This window comes from Variovorax stachyos, from assembly GCF_051400855.1.
Taxonomy (GTDB): domain Bacteria; phylum Pseudomonadota; class Gammaproteobacteria; order Burkholderiales; family Burkholderiaceae_C; genus Variovorax.
In genome coordinates this window covers 310,456-334,877 of sequence record NZ_JBLFFN010000007.1, presented here as the reverse complement: position 1 = coordinate 334,877, position 24,422 = coordinate 310,456, and the positions used below count along the sequence as shown (strand labels likewise).

At 69.5% G+C, this 24,422-nt stretch carries 22 protein-coding genes; 18 read left to right on the top strand and 4 right to left on the bottom strand.

The features are described 5' to 3' along the window. Window positions 1–12 precede the first annotated feature (12 nt). The 6 genes from ACMGEZ_RS15940 (at window position 13) to ACMGEZ_RS15915 (ending at window position 6,627) form a co-directional block, all read left to right on the top strand. Window positions 13–432: a F0F1 ATP synthase subunit epsilon gene (locus tag ACMGEZ_RS15940; protein ID WP_436823239.1), complete on the top strand. Its 420-nt coding sequence runs from the start codon at window positions 13–15 to the stop codon at window positions 430–432. Window positions 433–664: 232 nt separating this feature from the next. Continuing rightward, complete coding sequence (locus tag ACMGEZ_RS15935) at window positions 665–1,834, top strand: ROK family protein (RefSeq protein ID WP_436823291.1); 1,170 nt, start codon at window positions 665–667, stop codon at window positions 1,832–1,834. 56 nt (window positions 1,835–1,890) lie between these two features. Continuing rightward, window positions 1,891–3,420 carry a sugar ABC transporter ATP-binding protein gene (locus ACMGEZ_RS15930; protein ID WP_436823238.1) on the top strand — a complete coding sequence of 510 codons (1,530 nt, stop codon included), beginning with the start codon at window positions 1,891–1,893 and terminating at the stop codon, window positions 3,418–3,420. Continuing rightward, complete coding sequence (locus tag ACMGEZ_RS15925; RefSeq protein WP_436823237.1) at window positions 3,389–4,414, top strand: ABC transporter permease; 1,026 nt, start codon at window positions 3,389–3,391, stop codon at window positions 4,412–4,414. The genes ACMGEZ_RS15930 and ACMGEZ_RS15925 overlap by 32 nt, the downstream gene beginning before the upstream one ends. Window positions 4,415–4,479: 65 nt before the next feature. After that, a complete protein-coding gene (locus ACMGEZ_RS15920; RefSeq protein WP_436823236.1) occupies window positions 4,480–5,442 on the top strand; it encodes a substrate-binding domain-containing protein in 963 nt (320 codons plus the stop codon). A 21-nt stretch (window positions 5,443–5,463) separates the two neighbouring features. Continuing rightward, on the top strand, window positions 5,464–6,627 hold the full coding sequence (locus ACMGEZ_RS15915) for a Gfo/Idh/MocA family protein (protein WP_436823235.1): 1,164 nt from the start codon (window positions 5,464–5,466) through the stop codon (window positions 6,625–6,627). Here the strand turns inward: ACMGEZ_RS15915 and ACMGEZ_RS15910 are convergent. After that, on the bottom strand, window positions 6,572–7,174 hold the full coding sequence (locus tag ACMGEZ_RS15910; RefSeq protein WP_436823234.1) for a nucleoside 2-deoxyribosyltransferase: 603 nt from the start codon (window positions 7,172–7,174) through the stop codon (window positions 6,572–6,574). The genes ACMGEZ_RS15915 and ACMGEZ_RS15910 overlap by 56 nt on opposite strands. Before the next feature lie 215 nt (window positions 7,175–7,389). Here ACMGEZ_RS15910 and ACMGEZ_RS15905 point away from each other — a divergent pair, with 215 nt between their 5' ends. From ACMGEZ_RS15905 to ACMGEZ_RS15895, 3 genes are read left to right on the top strand one after another with little or no spacing between them, the layout of a single operon-like run. After that, window positions 7,390–7,986, top strand: a complete 597-nt coding sequence (locus ACMGEZ_RS15905; protein ID WP_436823233.1) for a hypothetical protein — start codon at window positions 7,390–7,392, stop codon at window positions 7,984–7,986. Then, window positions 7,983–8,507 carry a hypothetical protein gene (locus ACMGEZ_RS15900; RefSeq protein WP_436823232.1) on the top strand — a complete coding sequence of 175 codons (525 nt, stop codon included), beginning with the start codon at window positions 7,983–7,985 and terminating at the stop codon, window positions 8,505–8,507. Before ACMGEZ_RS15905 ends, ACMGEZ_RS15900 begins: the two co-directional genes overlap by 4 nt. Window positions 8,508–8,520: 13 nt before the next feature. Beyond that, a complete protein-coding gene (locus ACMGEZ_RS15895) occupies window positions 8,521–8,712 on the top strand; it encodes a hypothetical protein (RefSeq protein WP_436823231.1) in 192 nt (63 codons plus the stop codon). On the opposite strand, the gene ACMGEZ_RS15890 is transcribed toward ACMGEZ_RS15895, so the two are convergent. Then, complete coding sequence (locus tag ACMGEZ_RS15890; RefSeq protein ID WP_436823230.1) at window positions 8,713–9,732, bottom strand: Bug family tripartite tricarboxylate transporter substrate binding protein; 1,020 nt, start codon at window positions 9,730–9,732, stop codon at window positions 8,713–8,715. Window positions 9,733–9,952: 220 nt separating this feature from the next. Between ACMGEZ_RS15890 and ACMGEZ_RS15885 the strand changes: the two genes are divergently transcribed. Together ACMGEZ_RS15885 and ACMGEZ_RS15880 are read left to right on the top strand one after the other, a co-directional pair. Next, complete coding sequence (locus tag ACMGEZ_RS15885; protein WP_436823229.1) at window positions 9,953–10,213, top strand: hypothetical protein; 261 nt, start codon at window positions 9,953–9,955, stop codon at window positions 10,211–10,213. A 73-nt stretch (window positions 10,214–10,286) separates the two neighbouring features. After that, entirely contained in the window at window positions 10,287–12,365 is a 2,079-nt protein-coding gene (locus ACMGEZ_RS15880; RefSeq protein ID WP_436823228.1) for an NAD(+) synthase, read from the top strand. A 21-nt stretch (window positions 12,366–12,386) separates the two neighbouring features. Here the strand turns inward: ACMGEZ_RS15880 and ACMGEZ_RS15875 are convergent, their stop codons facing one another. Together ACMGEZ_RS15875 and ACMGEZ_RS15870 are read right to left on the bottom strand one after the other, a co-directional pair. Further along, on the bottom strand, window positions 12,387–13,004 hold the full coding sequence (locus tag ACMGEZ_RS15875; protein WP_436823227.1) for an alpha-ketoglutarate-dependent dioxygenase AlkB: 618 nt from the start codon (window positions 13,002–13,004) through the stop codon (window positions 12,387–12,389). Between the two features lies 1 nt (window position 13,005). Beyond that, on the bottom strand, window positions 13,006–13,230 hold the full coding sequence (locus tag ACMGEZ_RS15870; RefSeq protein ID WP_436823226.1) for a DUF3606 domain-containing protein: 225 nt from the start codon (window positions 13,228–13,230) through the stop codon (window positions 13,006–13,008). 221 nt (window positions 13,231–13,451) lie between these two features. Between ACMGEZ_RS15870 and ACMGEZ_RS15865 the strand changes: the two genes are divergently transcribed. The 7 genes from ACMGEZ_RS15865 to ACMGEZ_RS15835 all read left to right on the top strand — a co-directional run bounded on the left by ACMGEZ_RS15865 (window position 13,452) and on the right by ACMGEZ_RS15835 (window position 24,406). Then, a complete protein-coding gene (locus ACMGEZ_RS15865; protein ID WP_436823225.1) occupies window positions 13,452–14,537 on the top strand; it encodes a ligase-associated DNA damage response exonuclease in 1,086 nt (361 codons plus the stop codon). Further along, window positions 14,534–16,222, top strand: coding sequence for an ATP-dependent DNA ligase (locus ACMGEZ_RS15860; protein WP_436823224.1), 1,689 nt, complete (start codon window positions 14,534–14,536; stop codon window positions 16,220–16,222). The genes ACMGEZ_RS15865 and ACMGEZ_RS15860 overlap by 4 nt, the downstream gene beginning before the upstream one ends. After that, window positions 16,219–18,816 (top strand): ligase-associated DNA damage response DEXH box helicase, encoded by a 2,598-nt coding sequence (locus ACMGEZ_RS15855; protein ID WP_436823223.1) that lies wholly within the window; start codon window positions 16,219–16,221, stop codon window positions 18,814–18,816. The genes ACMGEZ_RS15860 and ACMGEZ_RS15855 overlap by 4 nt, the downstream gene beginning before the upstream one ends. 36 nt (window positions 18,817–18,852) lie before the next feature. After that, complete coding sequence (gene pdeM, locus ACMGEZ_RS15850; RefSeq protein ID WP_436823222.1) at window positions 18,853–19,536, top strand: ligase-associated DNA damage response endonuclease PdeM; 684 nt, start codon at window positions 18,853–18,855, stop codon at window positions 19,534–19,536. 12 nt (window positions 19,537–19,548) lie between these two features. Continuing rightward, complete coding sequence (locus ACMGEZ_RS15845) at window positions 19,549–20,133, top strand: Crp/Fnr family transcriptional regulator (RefSeq protein WP_436823221.1); 585 nt, start codon at window positions 19,549–19,551, stop codon at window positions 20,131–20,133. A gap of 110 nt (window positions 20,134–20,243) precedes the next feature. After that, window positions 20,244–21,947, top strand: coding sequence for a SpoIIE family protein phosphatase (locus ACMGEZ_RS15840; protein WP_436823220.1), 1,704 nt, complete (start codon window positions 20,244–20,246; stop codon window positions 21,945–21,947). Further along, window positions 21,944–24,406, top strand: coding sequence for a PAS domain-containing hybrid sensor histidine kinase/response regulator (locus tag ACMGEZ_RS15835; RefSeq protein ID WP_436823219.1), 2,463 nt, complete (start codon window positions 21,944–21,946; stop codon window positions 24,404–24,406). Before ACMGEZ_RS15840 ends, ACMGEZ_RS15835 begins: the two co-directional genes overlap by 4 nt. The last annotated feature ends 16 nt before the right edge of the window (window positions 24,407–24,422 follow it).

The following is a 24,422-nucleotide window of genomic DNA, read 5'->3' as shown; positions in this document are numbered from 1 at the left end:
ATAGGAATCCAGATGGCAAACACCATTCACGTCGACGTGGTCAGCGCCGAGGAGTCCATCTTCTCCGGCGAGGCCAAGTTCGTCGCGCTGCCGGGTGAAGCCGGCGAGCTCGGCATCTATCCGCGCCACACGCCGCTGATCACGCGCATCCGCCCCGGCGCCGTGCGCATCGAGACGGCCGACGGCGGCGAGGAATTCGTCTTCGTGGCCGGCGGCATCCTGGAAGTGCAGCCCAATACCGTCACCGTGCTGTCCGACACCGCGATCCGCGGCAAGGACCTCGATGAAGAGAAGGCGAACAAGTCCAAGGCCGTGGCCGAGGAAGCGCTGAAAAATGCAAAGAGCGACATCGACATCGCGCTGGCTCAATCTGAGCTGGCGGTGATGGCCGCTCAGATCGCCGCTCTGCGCAAGTACCGCCAGAAAAAATAAGTAAAGGCGCGACCGCGCCCCTGCCAAAAAAGGCCGCCCCGTGAGGCGGCTTTTTTATTGGGCCGCCTCGCTAGCCCGCCATCTTGGGACCAAATTAGGCCGAAGTTCAATCTTGTTCGGCTGAAGCCCAGCGCCTAGTATTCGCCTTCGATCCGTTCAGCCCGCTGACGGATCCAAGACGAACAACGGAGACAAGCGCGTGGCACCCTGGAACGGCCTCACTGCCGACGAGATGGCGCTGTTGGAAACGACCTTCTGGTCGGCCGGCGGCTCGCGCCATGCCATGGCGGAGCGGCTGGGTTTCTCCAAGAGCAAGGCCAACGCGCTGATCGCCGGGCTGGTCGAGCAGGGCCTGCTGGCGGAGGCTGGCCTGCAGCGCTCCTCGGGCGGACGCCGCGCCGAGAACCTCCAACTGCACGAGGGCCTGGGCGTGCTGATCGGCGTGGACATCGGCGCCACCAGCCTCGACGTTGCGGTGCTGCGGCCCGACCTGAGCGTGCTGGCCCAGCATGCCGAGCCGGCCGACGTGCGGGAGGGCCCCGGCGTCGTTCTGGCCCGCGTCCGCGCGCTGATGCGCGAGCTCCTGGGCCGCAGCGGCCTCGAGCCTAAACAGGTGATCGGCATCGGTATCGGCGTGCCGGGCCCGGTGAATTTCGAGATCGGCCAGCTCGTGAACCCGCCGCTCATGCCCGCCTGGGACAGCTTCTCGATCCGCGATTACCTGCGCGAGGACTATGCCGCGCCGGTCTTCGTCGACAACGACGTGAACCTGATGGCGCTCGGCGAGCTCTGGCGCCTGAAGCGCTCGCTGTCCAACTTCCTCGTCATCAAGGTCGGCACCGGCATCGGCTGCGGCATCGTCTGCCACGGCGAGGTGTACCGCGGCGCGGCCGGCTCGGCCGGCGACGTGGGCCATATCTGCGTCGACCAGGAAGGGCCGCTGTGCCATTGCGGCAACCTGGGCTGCGTCGAGGCGATGGCGGCCGGCCCGGCCATCACGCGCATGGCGGTGCAGGCAGCGGAAGCCGGGGAAAGCAGTGCGCTGGCCGAGCGGCTGCGCGCGCAGGGCCGCATCGACGCGGTCGACGTCGGCCAGGCCAGCCGCGCCGGCGATGCGGCCGCCAATGCCATCGTGCAGCGGGCCGGGCAGCTGATCGGGCAGATGCTGGCGTCGATCGTCAACTTCTTCAATCCCTCGCACGTGTTCATCGGCGGCGGCATCACCCGCATCGGGCCGCTGTTCCTGGCGGCGCTGCGCCAGAGCGTCTACCACCGCTCGCTGGCGTTGTCCACGCGGCACCTGGAGATCCAGTACACACCGCTGGGTGCGCAGGCCGGGCTGGTCGGCGCCGGCGTGCTGGCGATGCACGAGACGCTCAAGGTCCGGGGGGTGGCGCCGTGAGCCGCACGGCCGCTCCGAAGGCGAATAGCACCGCAGCCGAGGGCGAAGGTACTCCAATGACCACGCAGCCACCGCACCCGCCGAAGCGCAGCGTCGCCGTCGAGTTCGACCAGGTGGTGAAGGCCTTCGGGCCGGTGCAGGTGCTGCACGGCGTGAGCTTCTCGCTGGAGCCCGGCCGGGTCTATGGCCTGCTCGGCGAGAACGGCGCCGGCAAGTCCACGCTCATGAAGATCCTGGCCGGCTACGAGTCGATCACCGGCGGGACGGTGCGCGTCAACGGCGAGCCGCAGCAGTTCGCCAGCTCGCGCGAGGCCGAGGCGCTGGGCATCGTGCTGATCCACCAGGAGTTCAACCTCGCCGAAGACTTGAGCGTCGCGCAGAACATCTTTCTCGGCCATGAGAAAAAGAAGGGGTTTCTGCTGGACGATGCCGCGATGGAGCGCGACGCCGCATCCGCACTCGCGCAGGTCGGCCTGAAGGTCGATCCGCGCACCAAGGTGCGCCGCCTGATCGTCGCCGAGAAGCAGCTGGTCGAGATCGCCAAGGCGGTCTCGCGCCATGCCCGCCTGCTGGTGATGGACGAGCCCACCGCCACGCTCACGCCCGGAGAGACCGAGCGCCTGTTCCGCCTCATCTCGCAGCTTCGCGACGACGGCGTGACCATCGTCTACATCTCGCACAAGCTCGACGAGGTCGAGCGCGTGACCGACGAGGTGATCGTGATGCGCGATGGCCGCTTCGTCACGCGCGCGCCCACCGCCGAACTCACGCGCCACCAGATGGCCAACCTGATGGTGGGCCGCGAACTGGCCGACCTGTACCCGCCGCGCGACCCCGTCACTGCGGCCCATGCGCCCGCGATGCAGGTGCGCGATTTCAGCGTGCCCGGCTGGGCCGACAAGGCCAGCTTCGAGGTGCGCCCCGGCGAGATCCTGGGCTTCGCCGGCCTGGTGGGCGCCGGCCGCACCGAACTCTTCGAGGGCCTGCTGGGCCTGCGCCCCGTCAGCGGCGGCACCGTCGAGATCGGTGGCAAGTCCGTTCAGCTGCGCAATCCCAGAGACGCCGCGCACCACGGCCTCACCTACCTCAGCGAGGATCGCAAGGGCAAGGGACTGCACGTCCACCTCGGCCTGCGCCAGAACCTCACGCTGATGGCGCTGGAGCGCTATGCCCGGCCCTGGCTCAAGCCCGAGGCCGAGCGCAGCGCGCTGGCCGCCGCGGTGAAGGACTTCGGCATCCGCACCGGCGACCTGGATGCGCGCGCCTCCTCGCTCTCGGGCGGCAACCAGCAGAAGCTCGCGCTGGCCAAGGTGCTGCAGCCCAAGCCGAAGGTGGTGGTGCTCGACGAGCCCACGCGCGGCGTCGACGTCGGCGCCAAGCGCGACATCTATTTCCTGATCCAGCGGCTGGCTCGCGAGGGGCTGGCCGTGATCGTCGTCTCCTCCGAGCTGATGGAGCTGATCGGCCTGTGCCACCGCGTTGCGGTGATGCGCGCGGGCCGGCTCGTCGCCACGCTGGACGCGAGCCAATTGACTGAAGAGGAGCTCATCGCCCATGCCACCGGAACCGCAGCAAGCCACGCCTGACGCCGCGGGCGCCATGCACCGCAGCGAATCCAAGCCGCGCTGGACCGAGCGCCTGCACGGCCTGGGCCCTGTCATCGGCCTGGTGCTGCTGTGCATCGCCGGCACGCTGCTCAACGGCGACTTCGCCACTGTCGACAACGCGATGAACGTGCTCACCCGCACCGCCTTCATCGGCATCATCGCGGTGGGCATGTGCTTCGTGATCATCTCGGGCGGCATTGATCTCTCGGTGGGCTCGATGGCCGCGCTGATCGCGGGCTGCGTGATCATGTTCATCAATGCGATGGGGCCGGCGTTCGGCTCGCCGCTGCTGGCGGTGGTGCTGGGTGCCGTGCTCGCAGTGGTGCTGGGCGCGGCCTTCGGGCTGGCCCACGGCCTGCTGATCACCAAGGGGCGCATCGAGCCCTTCATCGTCACGCTCGGCACGCTGGGCATCTTCCGTGCCTATCTCACCTACTTCGCCGACGGCGGCGCGCTCACGCTCGACAACGATCTGTCCGACCTCTACGCGCCCGTCTATTACGCGAGCCTGCTGGGCATTCCGGTGCCGGTGTGGGTGTTCCTGGTCGTGGCGGTGATCGGCGGCCTGATCCTCAACCGCACCGCCTATGGCCGCTACGTGCAGGCCATCGGCTCGAACGAGCAGGTCGCGCGCTACGCCGCCGTCGGTGTCGATGGCGTGAAGATCCTCACCTATGTGCTGCTGGGCGTGTGCGTGGGCATCGCCACGCTGCTCTACGTGCCGCGCCTGGGCTCTGCCTCGCCCACCACCGGCCTCCTGTGGGAACTGGAGGCGATCGCCGCGGTGATCGTCGGCGGCACCGCGCTCAAGGGCGGCGCGGGCAGCATCACCGGCACCGTGATCGGCGCCATCCTGCTCTCGGTCATCAGCAACATCCTCAACCTCACGAGCATCATCAGCGTGTACCTGAATGCCGCGGTGCAGGGCTTCGTGATCATCGTGGTCGCTTTTCTTCAGCGCGGGCGCCGCTAGCGCCCCCGTTTCAACAAAGTCCAAGAAGTTTTCAGACGACAGCTTTTTCAACAAGGAGACAGCAAATGAATCCCATCACCCGACGCCTCGCACTCACCGCGGTTGCCACCGCCGCGCTTGCCGCAGGTCCCGCCCTGGCCGCCGAAAAGGTGAACCTTGGCGTTTCGATCCCGGCCGCGACGCACAGCTTCATGGGCGGCATCAACTACTGGGCCAACCAGGCCAAGAAGGACCTGGAGAAGGAGCACAAGGACCTCAAGATCACCATCAAGACCGCGGCCAATGCGCCCGAGCAGGCCAACCAGCTGCAGGACCTCTCGACGGTGACCAAGATCAACGCGCTGGTGATCTTCCCCTTCGAATCCGCCGCGCTCACCAAACCGGTTGCCCAGGTCAAGGCCAAGGGCACCTACGTCACCGTGGTCGACCGGGGCTTGACCGACACCAGCGCGCAGGACGCCTACGTCGCCGGCGACAACACCGCCTTCGGCAAGATCCCGGCCGAGTACATCGCCAAGAAGCTGGGCGGCAAGGGCGAGATCGTGGCGCTGCGCGGCATCGCCACCACGCTGGACAACGAGCGCATGGACGCCTTCAACGGCGTGCTGAAGAACTACCCTGACATCAAGCTGCTGGACGCCAAGTACGCCAATTGGAACCGCGACGATGCCTTCAAGGTCACGCAGGACTACCTGACCCGCTTCAAGAAGATCGACGCCATCTGGGCGGCCGACGACGACATGGCCGTCGGCGTGCTCAAGGCCATCGAGCAGGCGAAGCGCGACGACATCAAGGTCATCTTCGGCGGCGCCGGTGCCAAGGGCATGGTCAAGACCATCCTCGACGGCAAGGACCCGCGCATCCAGGCCGACGTCAGCTACTCGCCGAAGTTCATCTACGACGCCATCAAGCTCACGGCCGAGGCGCGCCTCAAGGGCGAGAAGTTGCCTGCGACGACGATCATTCCCTCGGTGCTGATCACCAAGGAAAACGCCAAGGACTTCTACCACCCGAACTCGCCTTTCTAAGCTGCTGAAAACGGCTACCGGATGACCCAAACCCTCCCACGCAAGCTGCGCTACGCCATGGTCGGCGGCGGGCGCGATGCCTTCATCGGTGCGGTGCACCGCAAGGCGATCGCGCTCGACGGGCAGGCCGAGCTGGTGGCCGGCGCGCTGTCGTCCAGCGCCGAGAAGGCGAAGGCCTCCGGGCGCGAGCTCTGGCTGGCCGACGACCGCAACCACGGCGACTGGCGAGCCCTGCTGGACGACGAGCTGAAGCGCCCCGAGGAAGAGCGCATCGACTTCGTCTCCATCGTCACGCCCAACCACCTGCACTTCCCGGTGGCACAGGCCTTTGTCGAGGCCGGCTTCCACGTGGTGTGCGACAAGCCGCTGGTGCACACCGGCGCGCAGGCCGATGCGCTGGTGGCGGCCGTGGCGCGGCAGGGCACGGTGTTCGCCGTCACCTACAACTACACCGGCTACCCGATGGTGCGCGAGGCGCGCGAGATCGTGAGGAGCGGCCGGCTCGGCGAAATCCGCAAGGTGGTCGTCGAATACAACCAGGGCTGGCTCGCAACACAGCTCGAGAAGGAAGGCAACAAGCAGGCGGCCTGGCGCAGCGACCCCGCGAGGAGCGGCGCGGCCGGTGCCATCGGCGACATCGGCTCGCATGCCGAGAACCTGGTCGCCACCGTGACGGGCCTCGAGATCGAGAGCCTCTGCGCCGACCTGAGCGCGCTGGTACCTGGCCGCGCACTCGACGACGACGGCAGCGTGCTGCTGCGCTTCCGCGGCGGGGCGCGCGGCGTGCTGATCGCATCGCAGGTCAACACCGGCCTGGAGAACGACCTTCGCCTGCGCGTTTCCGGCACGCTGGGCACGCTGGCCTGGCGCCAGGAGCAGCCCAGCGAGCTGCTGCACCTGCCGCATGACGGCCCGCGGCGCGTGCTGACCCGCGGCGCACCGTGGCTGGGCGAATCGGCGCGGCGCGCGAGCCGGCTGCCCAGCGGGCATCCGGAGGGATTCATCGAGGCCTTCGCCAACGTGTATGCCGGCGTCGTGGCCGATGTTCGCGCGCGGATCGCCGGACGACAGGCCGACGCGCTGGACGCCGACTACCCGCGGGTGGAGGACGGCGCGCGCGGCGTGCGCTTCATCGAGCGCGTGGTGGCGTCGGCCGGGAGCGAGGCGAAGTGGACGGCGTGGTGAGGGCCCGATCGCCAAGAAGTACCTTCGCCAGCCGCGCGAGGGCTGCTTCGGCGGTGGGCTCGATCGCTGTCGAGCAGGCCAGCATCAGGTTCAGCCGCTGGCCCAGGCCTTCCACCATCACCCCGCTGTCGCGCTCCCGCGTGACGCCGCTTGCGTCCTGCGCGCACGCCATGGCCGTGCAGACCCGGCTCGCATAGCTGCCCGCCGGCACCCCGTAGACCACCACCGGCTTGCCCAGCGCCACTGCGAAGCCGACCTCGAACACGGTGCCCGAATCCGGCTCGAGGCCGCGGAAGTCCATCAGGTTGGCAATGACGCCGTCGGCTTTGCGGATCAGTGCGACGTTGCCCTCGTAGATGCGGCGCGCCCGCTCGTCGTCGCTGCCCGTGAAGTCCGCGCCCAGGCCGTCGTCGGTGGGCTCGATGCCCTCCAGGCCCAGGCGCTCGCAGGCGGCCTTCAGATCCCGGTAGATCCGCTCGAAGTCGCGAAAGAAGATGTCCGGGCCGGCGAGATAGACGCGAGGCCGGGGCGGTCGGGGCTGGTGCATGGTCGCGTTCATGTTCACGGGGCGTGGCTCGCATTCTCCGGCACGCGAGGGCCCGGCGCACGTGCGCCGAGGGGGCGTAGGTGCGGTCCCACAGCAGTTACGTCCCTGCGCTGCCGGCCCTGCTCCGCGGGCGAAATCAGCATTCACCATCCGCACGTGGTCGCTGCTGCATCCGCGGCGCGCACGGTCGGTGCTTCGATGTGAAGGGGAGATGTATGGACGCCGACAGCATGCAAGCCCTGTGGGTACTGGGCATCATCGTGGTTCTGGCCCTGGTCGCGCTGGCCGCCTACTTGTTCTACCGAAAACGCCAGTCGGCCCTGCTCGCGGCGCGCTTCGGCGACGAGTACGAGCTCGCCCTCAAGCAGCATGGCAGCCGTGCGAAGGCAGAAGCCGAGCTCCGGCAGCGCGCGGCGCGCGTCGAGCAGCTGCACATCGTTCCCCTGGCACCGGGCGAAGCCGCGCGCTTCAGCAGCACGTGGAACAGGGTGCAAGCCGAGTTCGTCGACAACCCGACAGGCGCGGTGACGCAGGCGGACCAACTGGTGCGCGAGCTGATGCAGAAGCGCGGCTATCCGATGGGCGACTTCGAGCATCGCGCAGCCGACATCTCAGTGGACCATCCGGCGGTGGTGAGGAACTACCGCGCGGCGCAGGCCATCCACGCGCGCACCCTGAGCGGCGAGGTCGAGACCGAGGAGCTGCGCAAGGCCGTGGTGCACTACCGTGCGCTGTTCGATGAATTGCTGGAGGTCCGCGTCGAGGACCCGCAGCGGGGCATGCCGGGAAGACCGGTGGAGGCACGATCATGATCTTCGATACCAAGCGGAACGAGCGTAAAGAACGGGACGTTGCGGCCCGAGCCGAACAGGGCCGGAATGTGGATGCCGGCCTTGCGCCGGACGACCTCGAGCGGCCGGTCGCACAGCAGCCGCAGCAGCGACACGACCTGGAGCAGTCGCAGATGTCACAGGCGTCGCAGGTGGCACAGCAGCCACGGCAGCCGCAGCCACAGCCACAGGAGCCACGCATGGCCCAAGCTGATGGCGCCGACGAGTCCCTGGCCCCGCTCTTCACGCCCGAGGCAGCTCGGGACTTCCGTGCCAGCTGGGATGCCGTGCAGATCGGCTTCGTCGACGACCCGCAGCGGGCCGTGCGCCAGGCCGATGAGCTGGTTCGGCAGATGCTGCAGAACCTGTCGCAGACCTTCTCGGACGAGCGGGCGGGATTGGACGCGCGCGGCGACGGCGTGGCCGATGCCGCGTCGACGGAGAAGCTGCGCGTGGCCCTGCGCCGCTATCGCGCCTTCATGCAGCGGCTGCTGTCGCTGTGAGCCGGAGATCGTGATGGCGCAAGGAAGAACGCAAGCGGACTCGCCGCCGCGCGACATCGCCAAGGCGCCCGGCAACAAGCCCTTCCTGCGGCAACGCGTCGGGGCTGCCGGGCCGAAGCGGCGCTATTCCGAAGGCGCGAGCACCGGACGCAGCGCAAAGTCGACGGCCGGCGGCGCCACCGGCCAGTTGACCGCGAAGGACTGACTACTCGGCGCGGATGTCGTTGTCCTTCACCACCTTGCCCAGCAGCGCGTAGTAGTCCTTGGTCAGCGCGGCCAGCTGCTCGGGCGTGCCGCCGCCAGGATCGTCGCCGCGGTCGGCAATGGTCTTCTGCACCGCAGGGTCCTTGAGCGCGCTGTTCATCGCGGTGTTCACCTTCTTCACGATGTCCGCGTTCAGGCCGGGCGGTCCGTACAGGCCGATGAAGGAGATCACCTGGAAATCCTTGATGCCCTTCTCCGCCGCCGTGGGCACGTCGGGGAAGGCCGGCACCCGCTTGGGGCCGGTGGCCATCAGCGCCTTGAGCTGGCCGGACTTGAGGAAGGGTGCGACCACCGAGGAGGCGTCGAACATGGCCGGCACGCGGCCGGCGATCAGGTCGGTCATCGCCGGCGCGCTGCCCTTGTACGGCACATGGCTCATCTTCGGCTTTCCGATGCGTTCGCGGAACAGCTCCATCGTGGTCTGCACCAGGCTGCCCGGTCCGCCGGAGGCGTAGTCGACGGTCTTGCCCTCCTTGTCCTGCGCCTTGACCCACGCGATGAAGGACTCGAGGTCCTTCACCGGCAGACTGGCCGGCACCACCAGCATGAGCGAGGAGGTGAGCAGCAAGCCGATGGGCGTCATCTTGAGCGGGTCCGCCACCGGGCTGTTACGGTAGGTGTGCGGGTTCAGCACCATGTTGCTGCCGTTGCCCACCAGCAGGCGATAGCCATCGGGCGGGGACTTGAGCACGTAGTCGGTGGCGATGTTGCCGTTCACGCCGGCCTTGTTGTCGATCACCACCGGCTGTCCCAGGCTGGCCTGCATGCCGGCCGTGAGGATGCGGCCCGCGAAGTCCGTCTGGCCGCCCGGCGGATAGCCCACCACCAGGGTGACGGACTTGGTGGGCCAGGCCGCCTGGGCATGGGCGAAGGCGGGAAGCAGCCCGGCGCCGAGGCCGCCGAGGCCAAGTCGTAGGGCGCTGCGGCGCGACAGAGAGGCATCGGACTCGATCGGCATCATGTTCTTTCTCGGACCTTGGCAAGGTCTGCGCAGCCATCATAGGAGCGCCCCGCACCGCCCACAAGGGCGGCAGCGCAGAGCCGCGTGCAGCCCGCCAGCGGCGTCGGCGCGTTCCTACGTGCGGCGGCGGCCTGTCCGGCCCCGGCCGTCGGTGTCCTCCGCTCGCGATGCGGCGGCCGCGCCCCGTAGTGTCGGCTTCCCATGTGGAAAGGAGCGCGACATGAACGAGCCCCAAAAGCCCAAGAGCCCCGACATCCAGGGCGAAGGCAATTACGAAGCCGCCCGGCACTACGACAAGGCCACGACGGACTTCGTGAAATCGGGCAAGGTCGACGCGGCGGCGCGCGAGGCGCGACCGAAGAGCGAGGCCGAAGCCGAAGCGATGCGCAAGGCCGAGCAGGAGGGCAAGTCGCATGCGAAGGGCGAGGACCCGGCCTTGCGCAAGGGCGGCGCCTCGAACAAGGGCAGCGCCTCGAAGTAAGGCAAGGTCTTGCGCGGAAGGGCCGGGCTGCAGGCCGCGGGCGGCATCAGCCGCGTGAGGCCACAATCCGGCTATGACCGAGCACGAGTTCCTCAATCCCTACACCCACGGCTTCGCGCGCCTGGCCGTCGCGGTGCCGCGCAACCGGGTTGCCGACCCGGTGTTCAACACTGCCGAGACCCTGCGGCTGTACCGCGAGGCCGCGGCCGACGGCGCCGTCCTGGTGGCCTTCCCGGAGCTCGGTCTCTCGGCCTATACCTGCGACGACCTGTTCCACCAGGCCGCGCTGCTCGATGCCTGCGAGCGCGCCCTGCTGGAGGTGGCCGCCGCGTCGCGCGGCATCGGCGCGGTCGCAGTGGTGGGCCTGCCGCTGCGCGTGGACCACCGGCTCTTCAACTGCGCCGCGGTCGTCGCCGATGGGCGAGTGCTGGGCGTGCTGCCCAAGACCTACCTGCCGAACTACGGCGAGTTCTACGAGGCGCGCCAGTTCAACGGCGCCGACACCGCGCTGGCCACGGAGCTGGTGCTCGGTGGCCAGCGCATTCCCTTCGGCACCGACCTGCTGTTCCAGTCGCGCCAACTGCCGCTCTTCAAGCTGCACGTCGAGATCTGCGAAGACGTGTGGGTGCCCATCCCGCCCTCCAGCTATGCCGCGCTGGCAGGCGCGACGGTGCTGGTCAATCTCTCGGCTTCCAACATCACGATCGGCAAGTCGGACTACCGGCACCGCCTGGTCAGCCTGCAGTCGGCGCGCTGCCTGGCGGCCTACCTCTACAGCTCGGCCGGCATCGGCGAGTCGACCACGGACCTGGCCTGGGACGGTCAGGCGCTGATCTACGAGAGCGGCGACATGCTGGCCGAAAGCGAGCGCTTCAGCAACAGCTCGCACATCGTCGCGGCCGACGTGGACCTGGAGCGCGTCTCGCGCGAGCGCATGCGGCAGAACAGCTTCGGCACCTCGGTCCACAAGCACAAGGAGGCGCTGGCGGGCTGGCGCACCGTCGAGTTCGAGTTGCCCGTGCCGGCGCAGGTGCCGCACGGCCTGCTGCGGCAGGTTGCGCGCTTTCCGTATGTGCCCTCGGACGCGGCCACGCGCGACGCACGCTGCAGCGAGGTCTTCAACATCCAGGTGCAATCGCTGGTGCAGCGCATCGAGGCGGCCCGCATCGACAAGCTGGTGATCGGCGTCTCCGGCGGGCTCGACTCCACCCATGCGCTGCTGGTGTGCGCGCAGGCGATGGACCGGCTGGGCAAGCCGCGCTCCGACATCCTGGGCTTCACCATGCCCGGTTTCGCGACCACCGGCCGCACGCTGGCGCAGGCGCACCGGCTGATGACCAGCATCGGCTGCACCGCGCGCGAGATCGACATCCGCCCCAGCTGCCGCCAGATGCTCGAGGACCTCGGCCATCCTTTCGCGAAGGGCGAGCCGCAGTACGACATCGCCTTCGAGAACGTGCAGGCCGGCGAGCGCACCAGCCATCTGTTCCGGCTTGCCAACTTCCACGGCGGCATCGTGGTGGGCACCGGCGACCTGAGCGAACTCGCGCTCGGCTGGTGCACCTACGGCGTGGGCGACCACATGTCGCACTACAACGTGAACGCGAGCGTGCCCAAGACGCTGATCAAGCACCTGGTGCACTGGGTCGAGACCACCAAGCTGCTGGGCGACCAGGGCAGCGCCGTGCTGCGCGACATCCTCGAGACCGAGGTCAGCCCGGAGCTGATCCCGGCGGCCGATGCGCCCGCGTCGGGCGAAGGCGTCGAAGCCCAGCCCGGCCAGCGCACCGAGGACACCATCGGCCCCTACGAGCTGCAGGACTTCCATCTCTACTACACGCTGCGCTACGGGTTCAGGCCGAGCAAGGTCGCCTTCCTGGCGCACGCGGCCTGGGGCGACCGCGAACGCGGACGCTGGCCCGACGAGTTGCAGACGGAGCGCAACGAGTACGGGCTGGCCGACATCAAGCGCCACCTCGGCACCTTCCTGTACCGCTTCTTCAAGACCAGCCAGTTCAAGCGCTCCTGCGTGCCCAATTCGCCCAAGGTGGGCTCGGGCGGCTCGCTGTCCCCGCGCGGCGACTGGCGTGCGCCCAGCGATTCGGAAGCCGAGGTCTGGCTCGAGGACCTGAAGCGCGTGCCGGCGCCCTGAGAAAGGTCGGCGCCTGCCGGCTCAAGCGCCTCGCGCCGCCACCGAGGCCGTGCGCAGGGTGATCGAATAGCGCAGCGATTCGACCGGGGTCAAGCGGTGCTGCCAGCGCCAGCGCGCGGGCCCGCGCATCCGGTAGAGCGAGCGCGGCTGCACCACCAGGTCGATGTGGGGGCCGGGGCGGCCGTGCGAATCCCTGACCGGCGGATAGGGCCTGAACTGCATCAGGCCCTTGCCCAGCAGCGAGATGCCCACGACCTCCTCGAACTCCGGCACGTCGCGGTGCCAGCCCAGCGGCGTGCCCGGGCGGTATTCCGCCACCAGCATGTGCACCAGCATCTCGGGCGCCACCTTCATCCAGCGCGCGACCCTGTCGCGCAGCGGCACCAGCTCGGGCGGCAAATCCGGCGAAGGCCGCAGCCGGTTGGCGTCGAAGTCGTAGTGGCCGCCGAAGCTGATGCCGCGGCGCCGTGCCGTGTAGTCCTTGTAGCGCATCTGCTCCAGTGGCAAGGCGCGCACGATGTGCAGCAAGTCCCGTTCCTCGCGCGGGTCGAGAAAATCGTCTTCGTAGCTCCAGCCCTCCAGCAGCGCGGCGGGCGTCTCGTCGAAGAGCGCGGCCTGCGCGGGGTGCGCTGCGGGCATGCTAGGCCGAAGCGTGCGTCCTGCGGTGCGTGAAGGCACCGCCGCGGCTCGCCCGCAAATGCCATTCGATGTCCGTCGCCCGGCTGCCGACGGCCCGCACCGCTTCGCGCAGACGGTCGTGCGAGACGTGGAGCCGGCGCGACCATTTGTCCAGCTCTCTGGCGCTGCTGATGTCGATACGTTCGGGCTGGGCGCTGCCGCGCGCACCGTCTGCCGGGGTCTTCATGGCTTCGCTCCTGTGGATGCTTGACTCGTCAGGGAGACCGTAGGGAGCTCGGCTTGGCTCATCTGTAGGAGATGAGCCATCCGGCCTGCCCGCCAAGCCGAACAGGCGGTTCGTTCGAGATGCCTGCCGCACGCGGCACGCAGGGCGGCGGCGAAAGCCCGGCGTCGTCGCGACGCGGGCCTACACGCGCGCCAGCGGAGGCGGGGCTAGCATGGCCAGTCATGCCCCCCGAAGACCTCGTCGTTGCGCGCCCCGAAGGCCTGTATTGCCCGCCCGGCGACTTCTACATCGACCCGTGGCGGCCGGTCGAGCGCGCGGTCATCACCCACGCGCATTCCGATCACGCGCGCATGGGCCATGGCCATTACCTCGCGCACGAGGACAGCGCCGGAACCTTGCGCACGCGACTGGGCGACATCACGCTGCAGACGCTTCCCTACGGCACGGCAATCGACCATCTCGGCGTGCGCCTGTCGCTGCATCCGGCCGGGCACGTGCTGGGCTCGGCCCAGGTGCGGCTCGAGCACGACGGCCGCGTGTGGGTCGCCTCCGGCGACTACAAGACCGAGCCCGACGGCACCTGCGCGCCCTTCGAGCCGGTGCCCTGCAACACCTTCATCACCGAGTCCACCTTCGGCCTGCCGATCTACCGGTGGCCGTCACAGGCCGCTCTCTTCGCGGAGATCGACGACTGGTGGCGCACCAACGCGAAGCACGGGCGCGCCTCGGTGCTGCTGTGCTATGCCTTCGGCAAGGCGCAGCGCATCCTGCACGGCGTGGACGCGAGCATCGGGCCGATCGTGGTGCATGGCGCGGTGGAGCCGTTGAACGCGGTCTACCGCGCGGCCGGGGTCGCGCTGCCGCCCACGCTGCGGGTGACGGATCCGGGCGTGGACGCGGCGCTGCTCAAGCGCGCGCTGGTACTGGCGCCGCCCTCGGCCGCCGGCTCGCCGTGGATGCGGCGCTTCGGCCAGTACTCGGATGCCTTCGCCAGCGGCTGGATGCAGCTGCGCGGCACGCGAAGACGGCGCGGCGTGGACCGGGGCTTCGTGATGTCGGACCACGCGGACTGGCCGGGGCTGCAGCAGGCCATCGCCGCGACCGGCGCCGAGCGGGTGTTCGTGACGCACGGCAGCGTGGCGGTGATGGTGCGCTGGCTGCACGAGAACGGCCTGGATGCGCGGGCCTTCCAGACCGAGTACGGCGACGAGGACATGGAAGGCGATGGGAACGCCGGGAGCCCCCGTCCCGACCTTGCCGCAGAGGAAGAAGTCCCCGGCGAGTCAGGAGCGACCGGCGCGCCATGAAGCAGTTCGCCGCGCTGTACCGCGAGCTCGATGCGAGCACCTCCAACCTCGTGAAGCAGGCGGCGCTGCAGCGTTACCTCCAGGCCGCCGACCCCGAGGACGCCGCCTGGGCCGTGTACTTCCTGGCGGGCGGACGTCCGCGGCAGCTGGTGCCGACCAAGCTGCTGCGGCTGCTGGCACAGCAGGCCGCCGGGCTGCCGGAGTGGCTGTTCGACGAGAGCTACGAGGCGGTGGGCGATCTGGCCGAGACCCTCTCGCTGCTGCTGCCGCCGCCCACCGAGGCGCACGACCTGGGCCTCGCCACCTGGATCGAGCGGCACCTGCTGCCCTTGCGCGGGATGCCGCCCGAGCCGCTCGCCGACGCCCTGCGCGCGCAATGGCGCCAGTTGGCGCCCGAGGAGCGCCTCGTCTACTTCAAGCTCATCACCGGCGCCTTCCGCGTCGGCGTCTCGCGCCTGCAGGTCACGCAGGTGCTGGCGGCGATGAGCGGCCTCGACCCGAAGCGCGTCGCGCAGCGGCTGATGGGCTACACCCACATCACGGGCCGGCCGACCGCAGCCGACTTCGCGGCGCTGATCGCGCCCGAGAGCGACAACGAGCAGGACCGGCAGGCGGGCGGGCAGCCTTACCCCTTCTTCCTTGCGCATCCCTTCGCATTGCCGCTCGATCAGTTCGATGCGGTGCTGGGACCGCCCTCGCAGTGGATCATCGAGTGGAAGTGGGACGGCATCCGCGCGCAACTGGTGCGGCGCGCCGGGCACGTGTGCCTGTGGTCGCGCGGCGAGGATCTGGTGACGGACCGCTTTCCCGAGCTGGCCGAGATGGGCCGGGCGCTGCCCGACGGCACGGTGCTCGATGGCGAGATCGTGGTCTGGCACAGGGATTCGACCTCGCCTCACGGCGAGGGTCGCGTGCAGCCCTTCGCCGAGCTGCAGAAGCGCATCGGCCGCAAGACGCTGACGCCCAAGCTGCTGCGCGAGATCCCCGTGGTGCTGCTGGCCTACGACCTGCTCGAATGGGAAGGCCGCGACCTGCGGGCGCTGCCGCAGCACGAGCGGCGCGTGCTGCTCGACGAGCTCATCGCGACGGTGCAGCACCCGTCGCTGATCGCGAGCCCGATGCTGCACGGCGAGAGCTGGCAGGACCTCGCGCGCCAACGCGAATCGGCACGCACGATGGGCGTGGAGGGCATGATGCTCAAGCAGCGCCACGCGGCCTACGGCGTCGGCCGCACCAAGGACGTGGGCCTGTGGTGGAAGTGGAAGATCGACCCGCTCTCGGTCGACGCCGTGCTGGTCTACGCTCAGCGCGGGCACGGACGGCGCGCAAGCCTCTACAGCGACTACACCTTCGCAGTGTGGGACGCACCGCCCGAGGTGGAAGGGCGCAAGCTCGTGCCCTTCGCCAAGGCTTATTCGGGCCTCAGCGATGCCGAGATGGCGCGTGTCGACGCGATCGTCCGGCGCACCACCATCGAAAGCTTCGGGCCGGTGAGGAGCGTGACGCCCACGCTGGTCTTCGAGCTCGGCTTCGAGGGCATCGCGCGCAGCGCACGGCACAAGAGCGGCATCGCAGTGCGCTTTCCGCGCATGCTGCGCTGGCGCGAGGACAAGCCGGTGGAGGAGGCGGACACCCTGCAGACGCTGGCGGCGCTGTTGCCGGAAGCGGCATCGACGCCCGCATGAGCAAGAGCATGATGCGGTCGGAAGAGTGGTTCGCGTCGCGTGGGTGGGCGCCCTTCGCCTTTCAGCGCGAAGTCTGGCAAGCCCTCGCCGAAGGCCGCTCCGGCCTGCTCCACGCCACCACGGGCGCCGGCAAGACTTACGCCGTCTGGCTCGGCGCGCTGCAGGCCTTCGCGACGAAGGCCGCGGGCAAGACGCCGCCGCCGCTCACCGTGCTGTGGCTGACGCCGATGCGGGCCCTGGCCGCCGATACCTTGCGTGCGCTGCAGCAGGCCCTCGACGCCCTGCAGCCCGGCTGGAGCGCAGGCGCCCGCAGCGGCGACACCTCCTCGGCCGAGCGCAGCGCGCAAAACATGCGCCTGCCGACGGTGCTGGTCACCACGCCCGAGAGCCTGGCGCTGCAGCTCGCGCGCGCCGATGCCAGGGAGGTGCTGGGCTCGCTGCGCCTGGTCGTGGTCGACGAATGGCACGAGCTGCTGGGCAACAAGCGCGGCGTGCAGGTGCAGCTCGCGCTGGCACGGCTGCGCCGCTGGAATGCGGGACTCTGCATCTGGGGCATGTCGGCCACGCTCGGCAATCTGCAGGAAGCCATGCGCACGCTGCTGGCCGGCGGCGACGGTGTTCTGGTGCAGGGCGAGGTGCCCAAGCAGCTGCTCATCGACTCGCTGCTGCCCGGGCGCGCCGAGCGCTTTCCGTGGGGCGGGCACCTGGGGCTCACCATGCTGCCGCAAGTCGTCGGGGAAATCGCCGGCAGCCCCAGCACGCTGGTCTTCACCAACACGCGCTCGCAGTCCGAGATCTGGTACCAGGCCCTGCTCGAGGCGCGGCCCGAGTGGGCGGGGCTGATCGCGCTGCACCACGGCTCGCTGGACCGTGCGGTACGCGAGTGGGTCGAGCTGGGCTTGAAATCCGGCGCGCTCAAGGCCGTGGTCTGCACCTCGAGCCTGGACCTGGGGGTGGACTTCCTGCCGGTCGAGCGCGTGCTGCAGATCGGCTCGGCCAAGGGCGTGGCGCGGCTGCTGCAGCGCGCCGGCCGCTCGGGGCATGCGCCGGGGCGGCCTTCGCGCATCACGCTCGTGCCCACGCACAGCATCGAGATCGTGGAGGGCGCCGCCGCGCGCGATGCCGTGGCGCAAGGTCGCATCGAGGAGCGCCGGTCGCCGGCGCAACCGCTGGACGTGCTGGTGCAGCACCTGGTCACGGTCGCGCTCGGCGGCGGCTTCGTGCCTGACGATCTCTATGCGGAGGTGCGCTCCACCGTGGCCTACGCCGGGCTGTCCCGCGAGAGCTGGCAATGGTGCCTGGACTTCGTCGCCCAAGGCGGGCCCTCGCTGGCGGCCTACCCCGACTACCGCCGCGCCGTGCCCGACGCCGAGGGTGTCTGGCGCGTGCCCGATACGCGTCTGGCGCGCCGGCACCGCATGAACATCGGCACCATCGTCAGCGACGCCAGCATGGCCGTGCAGTACTTGCGTGGCGCCAGGATCGGCAGCGTGGAGGAAAGCTTCGTCGCCCGCATGAAGCCGGGCGACTGCTTCCTGTTCGGCGGCCGGCTGCTGGAGCTGGTGCGGGTGCACGACATGACGGCCTGGGTGCGGCGCGCGAGCGGCCGCAAGCCCTCCGTGCCGCGCTGGAACGGCGGGCGCATGCCGCTGACCAGCACCCTGGCCGATGCCGTCGTGCGGCAGCTTGCGCTGGCCGATGCCGGCTGCTACGACACCCCCGAGCTGCAATGCGTCCGGCCGCTGCTCGAGATCCAGCAGCGCTGGTCGGCCCTGCCGGCGCCCGACACCCTGCTGGCCGAGTTGCTGAAGACGCGCGAGGGCTGGCATCTCTTCCTCTATCCCTTTGCGGGGCGGCTGGTGCACCTGGGCCTGGCCAGCCTGCTCGCCTGGCGCGTTGCGCAGCACCAGCCGCGCACCTTCTCGATCGCGGTGAACGACTATGGCTTCGAGCTGCTCTGCGCGACGGACCCGGACTGGACAGCGCTGCTGCCGCGGGTGCTGGCGCCGGTGGACGAGGTGCAGCTGCTGCACGAGGTGCTCGCCTCCCTCAACGCCACCGAGCTGGCGCGCCGGCGCTTCCGCGAGATCGCGCGCGTCTCCGGCCTGATCTTCCAGGGCTATCCCGGCGAGCGGCGCAGCAGCCGGCAGCTGCAGGCTTCCTCCTCGCTGTTCTACGAGGTGTTCTGCAAGTACGACCCGGCCAACCGGCTGCTGCAGCAGGCCGAGGAGGAGCTGCTCGCGCAGGAGCTGGAGATCGGCCGGCTGCGCGCCGCGCTGGCGCGCATGGCCTCGCAGCGGCTCATCGTGCGGACGCCGCAGCGGCCCACCCCCTTCGCCTTTCCGCTGATGGTCGAGCTGTTTCGCGAGAAGCTGTCGAACGAGAGCGCGGCCGAGCGTATCGCGCGCATGGTCGCTCAGCTGGAGCGGGCCGCGGGCGACATGGCCGAGGCGGCCGACCCTGATCGCGTGCGCAGGACACTGGCCTTCGAGAGGCCTGTGGAAGACGGCCAGGGGGACACCCGCGAAGGCGCACCGCGCCGCAGTTCACGCGGGCGCGGAAAAGTCCCGGAAGGGCGGAAGGGCGGGGGGTAGCGTGACAATTGACAAGATTCTGCCGCGCGACCTTCTGTGAAACTCCAACGCGTGCATGCCGCTTCCTCCTCCTGCCGGCTCGACATTGCCGGCCAATCCCTCGAGCTCCTTCCAGAGCGAGCCCTCTGGTGGCCGGCCAGCGAAACGCTCTTCGTGGCCGACCTCCACCTGGGCAAGGCGGCCAGCTTCCGGGCACTGGGGCAACCGGTGCCGCACGGCACGACGGCGCAGAACCTCGCCCGGCTCGACCGCCTGATCGAGCAGCACCGGCCGCGCGAGCTGGTCGTGCTCGGCGATTTCCTGCACGACGCGCAGGCGCGCACGCCGCAACTGCTGGCGAGCCTCCAAGCCTGGCGCGAGCAGCACGCAGACCTTCGCTGCACGCTGGTGCGCGGCAACCACGACAGCCATGCCGGCGACCCTCCGCCGGCGTTGCGCTTCGAGAGCGTCGACGAGCCCTACCTGAGCGGGCCCTTCGCCGCCTGTCATCACCCCCGGCCTCATCCGACGCACTTCGTGCTCGGCGGTCATCTCCATCCGGTCTGCAAGCTGCAGGGCAGCGGGCGCGACAGCCTGCGCATGCCCTGCTTCGTGCGCGAGGAACGGCGCCTGATCCTGCCGGCCTTCGGCGAGTTCACCGGCGGTTGGCTGATGGAGGCCATGCCGGGCCGGTGCTTCTACGGCATCGGCGGCGATGCCGTGTGGCCGTTGCCGATCTGAAAACTTCCACTCATGGCACAAGCACCCAAGCCTCCCCACCGCAACGACCTGCGCGAACATGCGGTCGAACTGATGATGCAGGCCGCTCCCCTGGCCGGCATGAGCCGCGCCGAAGCGGAGGTCGTGGTCGACGTCATGAAGCCGGTGCACGTGCTGGCCGACACGCTGCTGTTCGAGGAGGGTGACGCGGCCGACAGCGACTACCTGGTGCTGGTGCTCGAAGGCCAGTTGCGGGCGGTGAACAGCTCCGGCATCCCCGACGGCGAAGTCGTCATCACCGTGGTCGGTCCCGGCAGCCTGCTGGGCGAGATGGGTGTGATCGACGGCGGGCCGCGCTCCGCCAGCTGCACGGCGCTGACGGACGTCAAGCTGGGCGTGCTCCCGCGCGCTTCGCTGCTGGGCCTGATCGAGAGCCACCCGATGGTGGCGGCCCGGATGATGCTGGGCATCTCCACCATCCTGGCCGGGCGCCTGCGCGAAGGCAACCGCCGCATGCGCACGCTGTCGCAGGTGTCGCGCGCGCTGCAGCTGGAGCTGGACGCGGTTCATGCGGTCAACCGGCGGCTGCTGGAGGAGCAGGCCGGGCGCGGCGCCTGAACCTGTCGTCGGCTCCCTGAGCGACTTGGCCGGCGGGCCGGTGTCTTGCCACCGCGCCCGCCGGCTCGCAGAATTCTGTTTTGCACGGCACATGGCTGTTGGGGGATGCGATGAACCTCGACCCTGTCCCTCCCGCCGCGCTGGTGGTGGACGACGAGGCGGTGACCCGCCTGATGGTGAAGCGGACACTGGAAACCCTCGGCTGCGCTCCGGTCCTGGAGGCGACCGACGGAATTACGGCGCAGCAGGTCCTGCGCGAGCACCCGGACGTCGCCCTGGTACTGACGGACATCATGATGCCGCGGATGGACGGCCTGGAACTGCTGCGCTGGGGACGCGAGGCAGTCCCGGACGCCATGTGGATCGTCCTCTCTGGGCTGGAGACCTTCGACTCGGCGGTGACCGCGATCCGGCTGGGGGCGTTCGACTTCCTGCCGAAGTCGCCGCGCACGGAAGAGATGGGTGTCGCGGTGCGCAACGCGCTCGAGCGCCGGCAACTGCTGGCCGAACGGGAGCGCCTTCACCGGGAACTGAAGCGCAAGGTCTGCGAGCTCGAGGAGACTTCCGAAGTGCTGCGCCGCGATCTCGAGCGCGCGGAGGTGATCCAGCGCGCCTTGCTGCCGCGCAGCCCGCCCCCCATGGAGGGTTATTGCATCCAGGCGGTCTACCGCCCGGGGCAGCACGTGGGCGGCGACCTTTACGACGTGGTCCGGCTGGGCGAGCAGCACCTCGCCTTCTACCTGGCCGACGCCACCGGCCACGGCGTGACCTCGGCGATGCTCTCGGTGCTGTTCAAGCAGCGGCTGGTGCTGGTCGACCCGTCGACGGGCCTCGCGCTGCCGCCGGCGGAGGTCTTGGCCGCGGTGAACCGCTCGATCTGCGAGACGCACGCCGCGCCGGGACTGTTCCTGACGGCCGTCTTCGGCCTGCTGGATACCTCGGACGCCAGCCTCACGCTCGCATCCGCGGGCCATCCGCCCGTGCTGCACGCACGCGAGGGCCGGGAAACACGTCTGATCCGCCGCACCGGGCCCGCGCTCGGGCTGGCGCCGGACGCGCATTTCGCGCAGGAGCGTCTCGAGCTCCTGGCGGGCGACCGGATCCTGCTCTACACCGACGGGCTGCTGCCCTCCGGGTCGGAGCGCGAGCTGGAACTGCTGCAGCAGGTGCTCGCCCGGCCGCTCTCCAGCGCGCAGGAGGCGATGACCCAGCTTCACGGCGACACCCCGGCGGGAGCCGACCGGGACGACGTGACCATCCTGCTCATCGACGCGCACGCGGGCGCCTCCTGGTTCGACAACGGCGCCGAGCTGCCCGCAGCTGCCGCATCCGGCGCGCCGCGGCCCGAGTGCGAAGCGGTGTTCTACGGCGAAACTGTCGATGCGGCCTACCTTGCGCTGCGCAGCCGGGCCACCTGGATGCATTGCGATGCCTTCCATGAAACAGCACTGGCCGTGCTGGGCGGGCGGCGTCCGCTGGTGCTCGAGCTCTCCGGCTGCGAGTACATGGACAGCACCTGCCTCGGCACGGTGCATGAACTGGTCGCCCGCGGCGGGGTGGTGCTCGCGGGGGTGACGCCGGCCGTGCGCGCCCTGTTCGAGGAACTCAGCATGGAGCAGGTACTGGCCGCGGTCCGCGAGGACCTTCCCGCCGCGCCCGAGCTCTACGCGCTGGGCACGGGAGGCGACCTGGCCGCGGTGCAAAAGCGGATCCTGCAGGCGCACGAGGCCCTCTCCGGGCTGAGCGAACGCAACCGCGAGGAGTTCAAGGACGTCGTCGAGTCGCTGCGTGGCGAGCAGGATGGGGCGAGATGACCATCCGCGTGCTGCATCTCGAAGATGAGCCTGCCGATGCGCAGCGCATCGGGGCCGGGCTGCGGGCCGAGGACCTGGCCTGCGACATCACTTGGGTGCAAACGCGCGAGGACTTCATCGCCGCCCTGCAGCGGCAAGCCTTCGATCTGGTGCTGTGCGACTACGAAGTCGGCGGCATGGCGCTGCTGCGGCAGGTGCTGCAGCAGCATCCGGGCATTCTGCTGATCGTGGTGACCGCCGAGTTGATGTCCGAGGAGGAGGGCGTCGAGTGCCTGGAGGCCGGCGCCACGGACTACGTCATCAAGCGGCGCTTGCGCCGGCTGGGTTACTCGGTGCGGCGAGCGATCGCCGAACGGCAGCATATGGCGGCGCTGCGCCAGGTGGAGGACGACCTGCGTGCCCTGAATGCCGACCTGGAGGCGCGCGTTCACCTGCGCACCGCCGAACTGGAAACGGCCAACGCCTTCCTGAACTCGGTGATCCATCACATTCCCTACCAGGTCATCGTCAAGGACGCCAAGGACCTGAAGGTGATCCGCGTCAACCGGAGCGCGGAGGAAATGACGGGGCGCAGCGAGCAGGAGTTGCTCGGCAAGACGGCTTACGAATTCGTCAGTTCCAGGGAAGAGGCCGACTTCTTCACGGCCAAGGACCGGGAAGCGCTGGCCCTGGGCCGGGAGGTGGACATCCCCGAGGAGGAACTGCATAAGCGCGATGGCAGCGTGCACGTCCTCCACGCGAAGAAGATTCCCATCCTTGACGACACGGGCCAGGCCCGCTACGTGCTGACCATGTCGGAAGACGTGACGGAGAGAAAGAAGAAGGAGCGCGAGATCGAGCGGCTGAATGCGGCCCTGGCCCAGCGCAGCTCGGAGGTGGAAGCCGCCAACCGTGCCAAGAGCACCTTCCTGGCCACCATGAGCCACGAGATCAGGACGCCCATGCACGGCATGCTGGGCATGCTGGAACTGCTGAGCCTGACCGAACTGGACACCGAGCAGCGCGAGACGCTCGGGCTGGTGCGGGAATCGAGCCGGGCGCTGCTGCGCATCATCGACGACATCCTCGACTTCTCGAAGATCGAGGCCGGCAAGCTCGAGGTCCGCCCCGAGGTCGTCTCGATCAAGCGCGTGATCGAGGAGGTGCAGAGCATCTACCTGGGCAATGCCAGCAGCAAGGGCCTGATCGTGCGGCGGATGGTCGACCCGCGCATCAGCCCGGCGCTGCGGGTCGATCCGGTGCGCCTGCGCCAGATCCTCAACAACTTCGTCAGCAATGCAATCAAGTTCACGTCCGAAGGCTGGATCGACATCAACGTGCAATGGCTGGGGCGAGCGGATGGGCACGAAAGCCTGCGCTTCGAGGTGAAGGACACCGGCATCGGCATCTCGCCCGAGGACCAGAAGCGCCTGTTCCAGCCCTTCACTCAGGCCGTCGGCGACGAGGGGCGGCGGCGACCGGGCGGCACCGGCCTGGGGCTGGTCATCTCCCGGCAGCTGGCGCAGATGATGGGGGGCACGATCAGCCTGGAAAGCGCGCCGGGGAAGGGCTCCACGATCTCCCTGGAACTCTCGCTGCCCGTCGCCGAGCCCCTGCCAGGGAGCGGCGCCGACGCCGCGCGCGCATTCCCGGCGGGCGCGGCCATGCGCCGCATGGCGCCCGGCACCGCGCAGGCCGAGACGGAAGGAACGCTGGTGCTGCTGGTGGACGACCACCCCGTCAACCGCATGCTGCTGCTGCGCCAGGTGCGAACGCTGGGCTATGCCGCCCAGACCGCCGACGACGGTGTCCAGGGCCTGGAAATGTGGAAGTCAGGTCGCTTCGGGCTCGTCATCACCGACTGCCACATGCCCCACATGGACGGCTACGAACTGGCGCGCAGCATCCGCAGGCTGGAGTCCGACGCGGGGCGCGAGCGCGTGCCGATCGTCGCCTGCACCGCCAACGCGCTGCAGGGCGAGGCCGAGGCGTGCCTAGCCGCCGGCATGGACGACTTCCTGGTCAAGCCGGTGGAGCTGGCGCAGCTGACCGAAAAGCTCGATCGATGGCTGCCGCTTCCCGAGGCGCCCTCGGCGCCCGCCGCCGCCGCCGGAGCGAGCCCGCAGGCTGCCCCCTCCGCCGGCCCGATCGACCAGGCGCTCCTCACGGCGACATGCGGCGGCGACGTGTCGATGGTGGGCGAGGTGCTTGCAGCTTTCCGGCGAACCTGCGAAGACGACTCGGCCGGACTCGGGCGGGCAGTGGCCGTTGACGACGTCGCCCAGGTCACGCAGTTCGCCCACCGCATGGCGGGCGCCAGCAAGATGGTCGGTGCGCTCGCGTTCGCAGCCGCATGCGAGAACATCGAGCGCGCCAGCCGCACCGGCGACTGGAAGGCGGTTCTCGCCGGCATGCCGGCTTTCGAGCAGGAACGCACGCGCCTGGCGGCGTATTTCGAGGCTCGCAAGGAAGCGGCTTGACGCGCGAGCCTGAGGC

What these genes read in the sequence shown, in the direction of transcription:
- ACMGEZ_RS15940 (WP_436823239.1), top strand. Translation starts at nt 13, where the DNA reads ATGGCAAACACCATTCACGTCGACGTGGTCAGCGCCGAGGAGTCCATC.
- ACMGEZ_RS15935 (WP_436823291.1), top strand. Translation starts at nt 665, where the DNA reads ATGGCGCTGTTGGAAACGACCTTCTGGTCGGCCGGCGGCTCGCGCCAT.
- ACMGEZ_RS15930 (WP_436823238.1), top strand. Translation starts at nt 1,891, where the DNA reads ATGACCACGCAGCCACCGCACCCGCCGAAGCGCAGCGTCGCCGTCGAG.
- ACMGEZ_RS15925 (WP_436823237.1), top strand. Translation starts at nt 3,389, where the DNA reads ATGCCACCGGAACCGCAGCAAGCCACGCCTGACGCCGCGGGCGCCATG.
- ACMGEZ_RS15920 (WP_436823236.1), top strand. Translation starts at nt 4,480, where the DNA reads ATGAATCCCATCACCCGACGCCTCGCACTCACCGCGGTTGCCACCGCC.
- ACMGEZ_RS15915 (WP_436823235.1), top strand. Translation starts at nt 5,464, where the DNA reads ATGACCCAAACCCTCCCACGCAAGCTGCGCTACGCCATGGTCGGCGGC.
- ACMGEZ_RS15910 (WP_436823234.1), bottom strand. Translation starts at nt 7,174, where the DNA reads ATGCACCAGCCCCGACCGCCCCGGCCTCGCGTCTATCTCGCCGGCCCG.
- ACMGEZ_RS15905 (WP_436823233.1), top strand. Translation starts at nt 7,390, where the DNA reads ATGGACGCCGACAGCATGCAAGCCCTGTGGGTACTGGGCATCATCGTG.
- ACMGEZ_RS15900 (WP_436823232.1), top strand. Translation starts at nt 7,983, where the DNA reads ATGATCTTCGATACCAAGCGGAACGAGCGTAAAGAACGGGACGTTGCG.
- ACMGEZ_RS15895 (WP_436823231.1), top strand. Translation starts at nt 8,521, where the DNA reads ATGGCGCAAGGAAGAACGCAAGCGGACTCGCCGCCGCGCGACATCGCC.
- ACMGEZ_RS15890 (WP_436823230.1), bottom strand. Translation starts at nt 9,732, where the DNA reads ATGATGCCGATCGAGTCCGATGCCTCTCTGTCGCGCCGCAGCGCCCTA.
- ACMGEZ_RS15885 (WP_436823229.1), top strand. Translation starts at nt 9,953, where the DNA reads ATGAACGAGCCCCAAAAGCCCAAGAGCCCCGACATCCAGGGCGAAGGC.
- ACMGEZ_RS15880 (WP_436823228.1), top strand. Translation starts at nt 10,287, where the DNA reads ATGACCGAGCACGAGTTCCTCAATCCCTACACCCACGGCTTCGCGCGC.
- ACMGEZ_RS15875 (WP_436823227.1), bottom strand. Translation starts at nt 13,004, where the DNA reads ATGCCCGCAGCGCACCCCGCGCAGGCCGCGCTCTTCGACGAGACGCCC.
- ACMGEZ_RS15870 (WP_436823226.1), bottom strand. Translation starts at nt 13,230, where the DNA reads ATGAAGACCCCGGCAGACGGTGCGCGCGGCAGCGCCCAGCCCGAACGT.
- ACMGEZ_RS15865 (WP_436823225.1), top strand. Translation starts at nt 13,452, where the DNA reads ATGCCCCCCGAAGACCTCGTCGTTGCGCGCCCCGAAGGCCTGTATTGC.
- ACMGEZ_RS15860 (WP_436823224.1), top strand. Translation starts at nt 14,534, where the DNA reads ATGAAGCAGTTCGCCGCGCTGTACCGCGAGCTCGATGCGAGCACCTCC.
- ACMGEZ_RS15855 (WP_436823223.1), top strand. Translation starts at nt 16,219, where the DNA reads ATGAGCAAGAGCATGATGCGGTCGGAAGAGTGGTTCGCGTCGCGTGGG.
- ACMGEZ_RS15845 (WP_436823221.1), top strand. Translation starts at nt 19,549, where the DNA reads ATGGCACAAGCACCCAAGCCTCCCCACCGCAACGACCTGCGCGAACAT.
- ACMGEZ_RS15840 (WP_436823220.1), top strand. Translation starts at nt 20,244, where the DNA reads ATGAACCTCGACCCTGTCCCTCCCGCCGCGCTGGTGGTGGACGACGAG.
- ACMGEZ_RS15835 (WP_436823219.1), top strand. Translation starts at nt 21,944, where the DNA reads ATGACCATCCGCGTGCTGCATCTCGAAGATGAGCCTGCCGATGCGCAG.